Origin of the sequence: Lentilactobacillus farraginis DSM 18382 = JCM 14108, assembly GCF_000583655.1 — a bacterium.
In the GTDB taxonomy this organism is placed as follows: domain Bacteria; phylum Bacillota; class Bacilli; order Lactobacillales; family Lactobacillaceae; genus Lentilactobacillus; species Lentilactobacillus farraginis.
This window is the reverse complement of record NZ_BAKI01000017.1, coordinates 38,966-48,777: the sequence shown is the minus strand read 5'-3', so window position 1 is coordinate 48,777 and position 9,812 is coordinate 38,966. Positions and strand designations below refer to the sequence as shown.

Annotated in this window: 7 protein-coding genes and 2 pseudogenes; all 9 read left to right on the top strand. The window is 40.3% G+C overall.

Annotation, left to right across the window (positions count from 1 at the left end; translation table 11 throughout):
• Nucleotides 1-240: 240 nt before the first annotated feature.
• The 9 genes and pseudogenes from allB to JCM14108_RS07430 all read left to right on the top strand — a co-directional run bounded on the left by allB (nucleotide 241) and on the right by JCM14108_RS07430 (nucleotide 9,785).
• Nucleotides 241-1,676, top strand: a pseudogene (gene allB, locus JCM14108_RS07465) (allantoinase AllB).
• 75 nt (nucleotides 1,677-1,751) lie between these two features.
• Nucleotides 1,752-2,975, top strand: coding sequence for an allantoate deiminase (gene allC, locus JCM14108_RS07460; RefSeq protein WP_035179799.1), 1,224 nt, complete (start codon nucleotides 1,752-1,754; stop codon nucleotides 2,973-2,975).
• A 33-nt stretch (nucleotides 2,976-3,008) separates the two neighbouring features.
• Nucleotides 3,009-3,791 (top strand): (S)-ureidoglycine aminohydrolase, encoded by a 783-nt coding sequence (gene allE, locus JCM14108_RS07455; RefSeq protein ID WP_003557097.1) that lies wholly within the window; start codon nucleotides 3,009-3,011, stop codon nucleotides 3,789-3,791.
• A 29-nt stretch (nucleotides 3,792-3,820) separates the two neighbouring features.
• Complete coding sequence (gene allD / locus JCM14108_RS07450; RefSeq protein ID WP_035179783.1) at nucleotides 3,821-4,888, top strand: ureidoglycolate dehydrogenase; 1,068 nt, start codon at nucleotides 3,821-3,823, stop codon at nucleotides 4,886-4,888.
• A gap of 25 nt (nucleotides 4,889-4,913) precedes the next feature.
• Nucleotides 4,914-6,677 carry an acyl-CoA synthetase FdrA gene (gene fdrA, locus JCM14108_RS07445; RefSeq protein WP_035179782.1) on the top strand — a complete coding sequence of 588 codons (1,764 nt, stop codon included), beginning with the start codon at nucleotides 4,914-4,916 and terminating at the stop codon, nucleotides 6,675-6,677.
• 2 nt (nucleotides 6,678-6,679) lie between these two features.
• Nucleotides 6,680-7,947, top strand: a pseudogene (locus tag JCM14108_RS07440) (YlbE family protein).
• Entirely contained in the window at nucleotides 7,940-8,665 is a 726-nt protein-coding gene (locus JCM14108_RS14080; RefSeq protein ID WP_051996077.1) for an oxamate carbamoyltransferase subunit AllH family protein, read from the top strand. Before JCM14108_RS07440 ends, JCM14108_RS14080 begins: the two are co-directional and overlap by 8 nt.
• Entirely contained in the window at nucleotides 8,646-8,789 is a 144-nt protein-coding gene (locus JCM14108_RS14675) for a hypothetical protein (protein WP_191978542.1), read from the top strand. The genes JCM14108_RS14080 and JCM14108_RS14675 overlap by 20 nt, the downstream gene beginning before the upstream one ends.
• Nucleotides 8,790-8,843: 54 nt before the next feature.
• Entirely contained in the window at nucleotides 8,844-9,785 is a 942-nt protein-coding gene (locus tag JCM14108_RS07430; RefSeq protein ID WP_035179779.1) for a carbamate kinase, read from the top strand.
• Nucleotides 9,786-9,812 lie beyond the last annotated feature (27 nt).

Below are 9,812 nucleotides of genomic sequence, written 5' to 3'. Positions count from 1 at the left end.
TCAGTTTATAAAAATGCTGATTTTATGGGATTTGTTTTAGGACAAATATTATAGTATATAATTTTTGTCCTGTCTTCTAGCTTTTAACGATTTTTTGTTCAAAACAAATAAAAAAATGGATATTTAGTTCTATTTGGACAAAGACAGTTTTCACTCTATCCTTTAAAATGGCTATATTAAAGTTTATGTGAAATTAATCACAATATTTAGTTACTTTTAAACTGAAGGGTGGTTCATCAAATGATACATGATTTGGCAATTACAAATGGACTGGCGATTCTTGAAAATGGTGGGAAGCATATAGACATCGCCGTTGATAACGGCGTTATTACGCAACTTGGCCGGCAGTTTAATGCACGGAAAGTCATTGATGCCACGGGCTTAATTGTCAGTCCTGGGATGGTAGATGCTCATGTTCACCTTACGGGAATTGGAGGCGGCCTTCGAGATAACTTTGAAGGATACCAAACGGGAACAAGTGCTGGCGCAAAAGGTGGTGTGACAACGTTGATTGAAATGCCTATGAATCAATTACCTGCAACCATTAACGGGAGAACATTGCTTCAAAAGTACAATGCCGGTCAAAATAATCTGAAGGTTGATGTGGCCTCTCTTGGCGGTATCGTACCAGGAAATCTTAATGGTGAAATCCAGGAGATGAATTGTCAAGGCGTTTGTGGTTACTTTATCGCAACCTGTGGGCATCGTTGCATGAAAGCTGATTTTACGAATTCAGATGATCATACGTTACTTGAAGCAATGAAGCAGGTTAAAAAAACGGGCAAGGTTTTAACGATTCATGCTGAAAATGAGGCGATTACTCAAATGCTAGCCGAAAGATCGGAAGCAAGCGGTCAACTATCAATGGCTGATTTTGTTGCAAGCCGACCTGTATTTGCCGAAGTTGAGGAAATTCGTCGGGTGCTCTCCATGGCTAAAGAAACTGGATGTCGAATCAGCATCACCCATGTTTCAAGTATCGAAGGGGTTGACGAAATTACGAAAGCAAAAGCTGATGGGATTGATGTAACGTGCGAAGTATGTGTCCATTACCTATATTTTTCTAAAGAAGAAGCCGACAGAATAGGGCCGCTGTTAAAATGTGCACCGCCAATTCGTGAAAAGAGACAACAAACAGGTCTTTGGCAGCGACTTAGGGATGGCAAAATTGATTATGTTGCATCGGATCATTCAACCTGTCCGCCTCGGCTTAAAGCAGTAAAAAACGTCTTTCAAGCCTGGGGTGCGTTGCCGGACTCCAAAATAACGTTGATATCATGTTTGATGAGGCCGTTCAGAAACGGAAAATGACTTTAAAACAATTTGCGCGTTTGGTTGCCAGTAATCCCGCCGATCGTTTCGGTCTTTCAAAGAAGGGACGTATCAGTGTTGGCAAAGATGCTGATTTTGTTTTAATTAAACCAAATACGTCCTATATTTTAAAAGCAGACCAACTTGAGTATCGAAATAAGATTAGTCCCTATGTTGGTAGATCAATCGGTGCAAAAATCACCCAAACGATTCTTCGCGGACGTACTGTCTATAGTGAACAAGGTGGCGTAACGACGGCGTTTCAAGGACAATTCGTCAAGAAGTTTAATCAAAATCATCATAATTGGACTTTCAAACAATTATGTGACAAACGGGATACCATTTTTGGCCAAAGTAAACAATGATGTCTGCTTTGAAAGCGCATACAATATACTTGTAGCAAAATAAAGGGAGGCTTAATCATGGAACTCGAGAAGACAATGAGTCTGGAGAATACATTTGACCAACGACTTAAAGAATTATCATCAATCGGAAGTGATCCAACAGGCGGGATGACCAGGCTGCTTTATACTGATTCTTGGAAACAAGCACAGGAATATGTAAAGAAGCAAATGGAATCCATGGGGATGACAACTCAATTTGATAAGGTTGGTAATTTATTCGGACGTGTTGAAGGTACTGAATTACCAAATGAAACAATTATGTCTGGTTCTCATATTGATACTGTTGTTAATGGAGGAACATTGGATGGTCAATTTGGTGTGGTTGCGGCTTTAACTGCCAGTCAGCTGTTACTTGAAAAATATGGTAAACCTCGTCGTTCTTTAGAAGTGATTTCAATGGCCGAAGAAGAAGGTAGCCGCTTCCCAACAGTATTCTGGGGAAGTAAAAACTTTGTTGGAATTGCTGATAACGATGAAATTAAAGACATTGAAGATGCTGAAGGGTATAAGTTCGTCGATGAAATGCACCGTCAAGGGTTTGATACTAATGAAAAGCAAATTAAACGTGATGATATTAAAGCATTTGTTGAAGGACATATCGAGCAAGGTAGCATCCTCGAAACTGAGCATGAGCAGATTGGAATTGTTAATAGTATTGCCGGGCAGCGTCGCTATAACATTACATTAAAAGGCGAAGCAAACCATGCTGGAACGACGCCATTAAACTATCGACACGATGCGGTTTATGGAATGTCCAAAATGATCTCCAAAGCACTTGACCGGGCACACGAAATCGGTGATCCGCTTGTTCTGACCTTTGGTAAGGTTGTTCCAAAACCTAATACAGTGAATGTGGTTCCTGGAGAAGTGCTATTTACGATGGATTGTCGTCATACAGACAAGAACTTCTTATCAAAATTCACTAAAGAAGTTGAAGATATGATGCGGCAAATTGCTAAGGAAATGGGTCTGGGTATCGATATCGACCTTTGGATGGATGAAGCACCCGTTCCAATGGATGATCACATTGTTAAGATAATTGAAAAGAAAGCAAAAGAAGGTAAATACAATTATCGAATCATGCACAGCGGTGCGGGACACGATTCACAAATAATTGCACCAAACTTCCCAACAGCAATGATTTTTGTGCCAAGCATTAAAGGGATTAGTCATAATCCTGCTGAGAGTACTAAACTTAAGGATCTTGTAGAAGGCGTTAAATTACTTGCTGACACACTTTATGAATTGGCATACAAATAAAAATAAGCAAATGAAAAGTTAGGAGACTTTAAAATGGGCTACAAAAATAATCGAATGGGTTACCAAAAACAATTATTAGGATCACGTTCTGTCGTTAAAAAGGATAATTTTGCGATTATTCCTCATGACGGATTGGTTAAAAATACGATTCCCGGATTTGAAAATGTCGATGTTTCGATTTTAGGAACACCAAGATTAGGTGCACACTTCGTTGATTATATTGCATCATTCCAAAAGGGCGGCAAACATACCGGTTTCGGCGGTGAAGGTATTGAAACGGTTGCTTATGTTGTCAGCGGCAAACTTAAAGTCAGTGATGGTAAAGAAGACAACATTTTAGAAACCGGCGGCTATGCTTATTTCCCAGCCAGCGTCAAAATGGTTATGGAGAATGCACAAGATGATCCTACCGAAGTATACCTCTACAAGAAACGTTATGAACCATTAGAAGGATATGAAGCACGAAAAATCATTGGTAATACCAAAGATCAGACACCTGAAGAATATGAAGGTATGAAAGATGTTCTATTATGGGACTTTTTACCAAAAGAACTCGGCTTTGATATGAATGTCCACATTTTATCATTTGAACCAGGCGCAAGTCATGCCTACATTGAAACTCATTTCCAGGAACATGGTGCTTACCTGATTAGTGGTCAAGGAATGTATGTTTTGGATAACGACTGGTATCCAGTTGAAAAAGGCGATTACCTGTTTATGGCATCATACGTACCACAAGCTGCTTATGCGGTTGGCCGTGGCGAACCATTGGCTTATGTCTATTCAAAAGATGCAAATCGTGATCCCGAGATTTAATCGATCATTCCAAACGAGGAGGATTAATTATGCAAGAAGTAGGAACCACTCTGGTAGACGCAACTGAATTACAGGATTTAATGAAACAAAAATTGATGAAGGCCGGTTTAAAAGAGGAACACGCAGAAGAGACTGCCCGTCATTTGACATACGCAGACGCTTGCGGCATTCATTCTCACGGGACTGTGCGAATGGCCTATTATGCAGAGCGAGTAGCAAAAGGCGGTGTTAACAGAGACCCACAAATTAGTTTTGAAGAAACAAGTGCGTCAACGGGCATTGTACATTGTGATAATGGAATGGGACAGTATGTTTGTAACATTGCTTTGGACTATGCAATCGGAATGGCTAAGAAATCGGGAGTTGCCGTAGTTGGTGCAGAAAAGACCGGTCATAGCGGTATGCTTTCTTATTATGTTAAAAAGGCTGCAGAAAACAATCTAATTGCTATTGCAATGTGCCAATCTGATCCAATGGTAGTGCCATTTGGTGGTAGTGAGAATTATTTTGGTACTAACCCATTAGCATTCTCGGCACCAAAAGCAGACGGCGAACCTTTAGTGTTTGACATGGCAACAACCGTTCAGGCTTGGGGAAAAGTATTGGATGCCCGATCAAAGCACCGTTCAATTCCTGATACTTGGGCAGTGGATGGTGAAGGAAATCCAACTACAAACCCGAGTGACGTTCGTGGATTACTACCAATTGCCGGTCCTAAGGGATATGGCTTAATGATGATGATTGATGTGTTATCCGGAACTTTAATGGGCTTGCCCTTTGGAAAACATGTGTCATCGATGTACGCTGATCTAACCAAGAAACGAAATTTGGGTCAACTTTATATCTTGATTGATCCTAAGAAGTTTACGCAGCTGGATGCATTCAAAAATCAAATTTCTCAAATGGTTGAGGAATTACATGAAATGCCACCCGCAAAAGGATTTGATCAAGTGTATTTGCCTGGTGAACGTAGTCAGCTTAGATATAAAGAAGCAATGAAAAATGGCATCGAAGTTGCTAGTGATATTTATGATTACTTAAAAAGTGACACAGTTCATTTTGATAAATATAACGGCAAGGATGCTTTCGCAGAATAATAATTGAAAGTGAGTTGGTAACTATATGCTGCACACAATAATTGAAAAAAATAGTTATCAGGATTCCATCGTACTAATGCTGTTGACCAATTATCTGAAAACATTAGATGGTGTTAATAACGTTCAAGTGATGATGGGAACCCCTGCTAACAAAGATATCTTTAGAACTGGTGGCTTAGCTACCGACGAATTGGATGAGGCCAAACCAAGTGATATGGTTATTGTCATTGACACTGAGAGTGACAATTTAATTGATGAAGTTGTGAAAAAAGCCAAGGACTACCTGGATGCCCAGGGTAAGGCAAGCAATGATAATGAAGCCACTGATGAACGGGTAAAAACATGGGATAAAGCACTAGAATTGGGAAAGAATGCATCAGTTGCTTTAATTTCGGTGCCTGGTGTTTACGCAGCAGTAGAAGTCGAAAGGGCATTGGATGCTGGGAAAAATGTCTTTTGTTTTAGCGATAACGTTTCAATGGAAGATGAAGCCAGACTAAAACAGATGGCCCATGAAAAAGGGTTGGTATTAATGGGCCCAGATTGTGGGACTGGTATTGCTAATGGTATTCCTTTAGCCTTTGCTAATCGAGTTCGTAAAGGAAGCATTGGAATGGTTGGGGCTTCTGGTACTGGTATTCAAGAAGTTTCAACTATCATTCATAAACTGGGTGCAGGTGTCACAAATGCAATTGGTACAGGCGGACGTGATTTGAAAGCTGACATTCAGGGGACAACCTTCAAAGATAGTATTGCCCTATTAGATCAAGATCCTGACGTTAAAGTAATTGTTGCGATTTCAAAGCCTCCGGCACCTGAAGTTCGTGATGATGTCCTGTCACTACTTCGTGCAACAAATAAACCAGTTGTCGCAATTTTCTTGGGTGAAAAGCCGACATCCCATGAAGAAGGTTTATATCGTGCCTATACTTTGGAAGAAACTGCACGAATTGCAGTAGACCTTTTAAACGGAAAGACACCTGGTTCATACGATGATGAATTGGCGATTCCTGATATTCAACTGGAGCCCCAACAAAAATATATTAAAGGTTATTATTCCGGTGGTACATTAGCTTATGAAGCTGCCACTTTGATGAATGATGCGCTGAATTTGAACGCTAAGGATGCCGGTGATGGCTTTATTCTTCAAAAGGAAGGCTATGAAGTTATTGATTTAGGCGATGATGTTTATACTCAAGGACGGCCACATCCAATGATTGATGCTACCAAACGGAAAGAAATGATGGTTGAAGCTGGAAATGATCCCGAAACAGCAGCTATTTTAATTGATATTGTTTTAGGCTATGGCGCACATGACAATATGGCTGGTGAATTGGCACCTACGATTAAAAAAGTGATTGCTGATGCGAAAAATCAAGGAAGAAATCTCCCAGTTATTGGAACAATAGTTGGTACCGATCTTGATCCACAAAATTATGCTAAGCAAAAAGAAATTTTGGAAGAGGCTGGTGTGATACTTTGCCAAAGTAATGCACAGGCGGTTAAAACTGCTTTAGCGTTAGTTGGGAAACCAATTTTTAGTGAGCCAAAACCGATTCGTCCTAAGACGTCATCAGTGGCTGTAATGCCGAAAGTTTCAGAAGAGTCACGTCAAATGCTGGTGGCAACAAAATTTATTAATGTCGGCTTGGAAAGCTTTTCCAAAGCAATTAATGAAAATGGCGGCGATGCTGTTCAATTTGATTGGCACCCAGTTGCCGGTGGGGATGTTACCTTACAAAAGGCGCTGAACTACTTGAATAAAGTATCTTTGAAGGTGGTGGTTTAATTATGGTTTATGCAAATATTGAAGAAGCAAATAACGCAGTTGTATCAAAAATCATTGCTGGATCACCATTTTTGCTTGATGTGGTTCCAGCTAAAGAAGTGATTGATGAATTGAACCATGGGAAAGTATTGCTGCACGCGGGTCCTCCAATCACTTATGATAAGATGATCGATCCAGTTCAGGGAGCTTGCATTGGAGCAGCTTTATTCGAAGGCTGGGCAGATAACGAAGATGATGCCCGCGCATTAATGGAAAGTGGCGAGGTTGACTTAATTCCTTGTCATCACGTTGATGCTGTTGGGCCAATGGGCGGTATTACATCGGCTCACATGCCAGTATTTATTGTAGAAAACAGAACTGACGGGAATCGTACTTATTGCACGATGAACGAAGGAATTGGCGCTGTGTTGCGCTTTGGTGCCAATGGCCCGGAGGTTATCAATAGATTACGGTGGATGAGAGATGTTTTAGGACCAACATTGAGTCTGGCACTTCAAATCAGAGAGCCACTAAATGTAAACGTTTTAGTTGCAAAGGCCATTGCGATGGGGGATGAATTTCATCAACGAAATATTGCTGCATCGTTGGTCTTTTTGAAGGAAATGGCACCCAGTATTGTTAAGCTTGATATTGATCCTAAAGACAAAGAGGATGTCATTCAATTTCTTGCCGATACTGATCAGTTCTTCTTAAATATTATGATGGCATCTGCAAAATCGGTAATGGATGGGGCTCGGCAAATTCATGAAGGAACAATTGTCACCGCAATGTGCCGAAATGGGTATGAATTTGGTATTCGAATTGCTGGAATGGGTGACGAATGGTTTACCGGCCCTGTTAATATTCCAAAGGGACTCTATTTTTCAGGATTTTCCGAAGAAGATGCTTCCCCTGATATGGGAGACAGTGCCATTACTGAGACCTTTGGTGTGGGTGGCTTTGCATGATTGCTGCTCCAGCAGTAACACGATTTGTTGGGACTGGTGGTTTCTACGATGCATTAAACATCAGTAATGATATGACCGAAATTACGACAGATTCCAATCCTAATTTTCCAATCCCAACATGGGATTTCCAAGGAATTTCAATTGGAATCGATGCTAGAAAAGTTGTCGAAACTGGTATTTTGCCGGTTATTAATACTGGTATTGCTAATAAAAAGGCAGGCCTTGGTCAAATTGGTGCTGGAACTGTGACGCCACCAATGGCATGCTTTGAGAAAGCAGTCTTGGCCTATGCAAAAAAATTAGGGTTTCAGGAATATGCGTAAAATACAAGTTAAAGCCGAGCGAACGCTTTTTGGTCTCCCCAATGGGCAATGGTACGTTCATAGCATTTTTAAACACACTTTTAACATGACGGATCGTAAACATATTTCCTTAATCTTGATCGCAACAGATCAAAAAAAATTACTTCCTGGTGGCGTTTACCTTCCGGAAAAAGATTTTTACGACTTGTTGGCTCAAATTAAAGATACTAAAGAGATCACTTATTTAGATCAATCTATTTTTATCGAAACGACTTTTGAAAGATGGCAACTTGTTTTGAGTAAGGCCTACGATATCAGATTATTGAAATCAGGTATCACCGATCGACGAGTCGCATTGTTCCTGGATGCCTGTCAAAAGTTGGATAAATTGACCGGCTTGGACATTCAATTCCATGATTTATTATCCAAAAACCACTCACCGCTAAAAGATCAAATTTTTCAATTAATGAACCCAAGTACTGCTCAAGAGGCAGTTCGATACTTTATTGGAAGAGGCAGGGGATTAACACCCTCCGGAGATGATTTTCTAATTGGTTGGTTGCTGATCAACTGGTTAACGAGTCAAGAAGATTATTTAAATGATCTTATTCGGCCAAAAATTATTGATGATAATTTTACAACAGATATTAGCCGACACTATTTGAATCATGCGATCCATAAGCGCTTTAGTAGTGCACTTTTGGATATTTGCGGGTTATTTGGATGGGCAAGGAGCTGATAAGGATATCGATAACTTTTTACAGAATGCAATTGATTATGGCAATACTTCCGGAATTGATACTATTTCCGGTGTGGTGTCAGCGTTGATTTTTAATCACGTAACGGATCAAGCAGAAGTATAATAGTAAATTTTCTTGGATATAGAACATGAATACTTTTGGAAGGGAGGGTATCAAATGGCTAAAAGAGTTGTTGTGGCAATGGGTGGTAGTGCCATTTTGAAACGTAATCAAAAGCCAGAATTTGATGTTCAAATGGAGAATGTTAAACGGAATGCTGAAGAGATCGCTAAAATCGAAGCGATGGATTATGAAGTTGTTTTGACCCATGGTAATGTCCCACAAGTTGGCAATATTTTAAGGCAGAACGAGATCGCCAAAGATGTTGTCCCAGCTTCTCCATTAGATGCTTGCAATGGAGAGTCACAAGGATATATTGGCTACATGCTTGAGCAAAGCTTGAAAAATGTATTAAAGAAGAATCGCTCTTCGGCTAATGTTGTGACATTACTCACTGAGGTTGAAGTTGATTTGGAAGATCCGGCTTTTGAAAATCCCAGTAAGCCGATTGGTATCTTCTATTCCGAAGAACAGGCGAAATATTTACGAGCAAAAAAGAATTGGCTGATGGTAGAAAATAAAGAGCACGGATATAGGAGAGTTGTGCCATCCCCTAATCCGTCAATGATTCACGGGGTGGATTCAGTTATCCATCTCTTAGAGCAAAATAATATTGTTATTGCTGCTGGTGGCGGTGGTATCCCTGTCTATCAGACTGAAGATGGATTTTTAGCTGGTGTAGAAGCCGTTATTGATAAGGACCTAACGGGGAGAAAGCTGGCGGAACAGGTTGGCGCCGATATCTTTATGATTTTAACCGATGAAAGTACAGTTTCAGTAAAGGACAACAGAAATCGTGAAAAATCATTGCGGGATGTTTCCGTCGATGAAGCTCAAGCGTATCTTCAATCTGGTCAAATTACCAGTGAACGGATGAAATCGAAAGTTGCTGCAGGAATTGAATTTGCCAAAATTGGCGGGACATCAATTATTTGTGCATTAGATGAAGCCGGATTGGCACTTGAAGGCAAAGTCGGTACGCATATCAATTGCACATAAGAAGCACAGTAGTAAAAACAACAAATA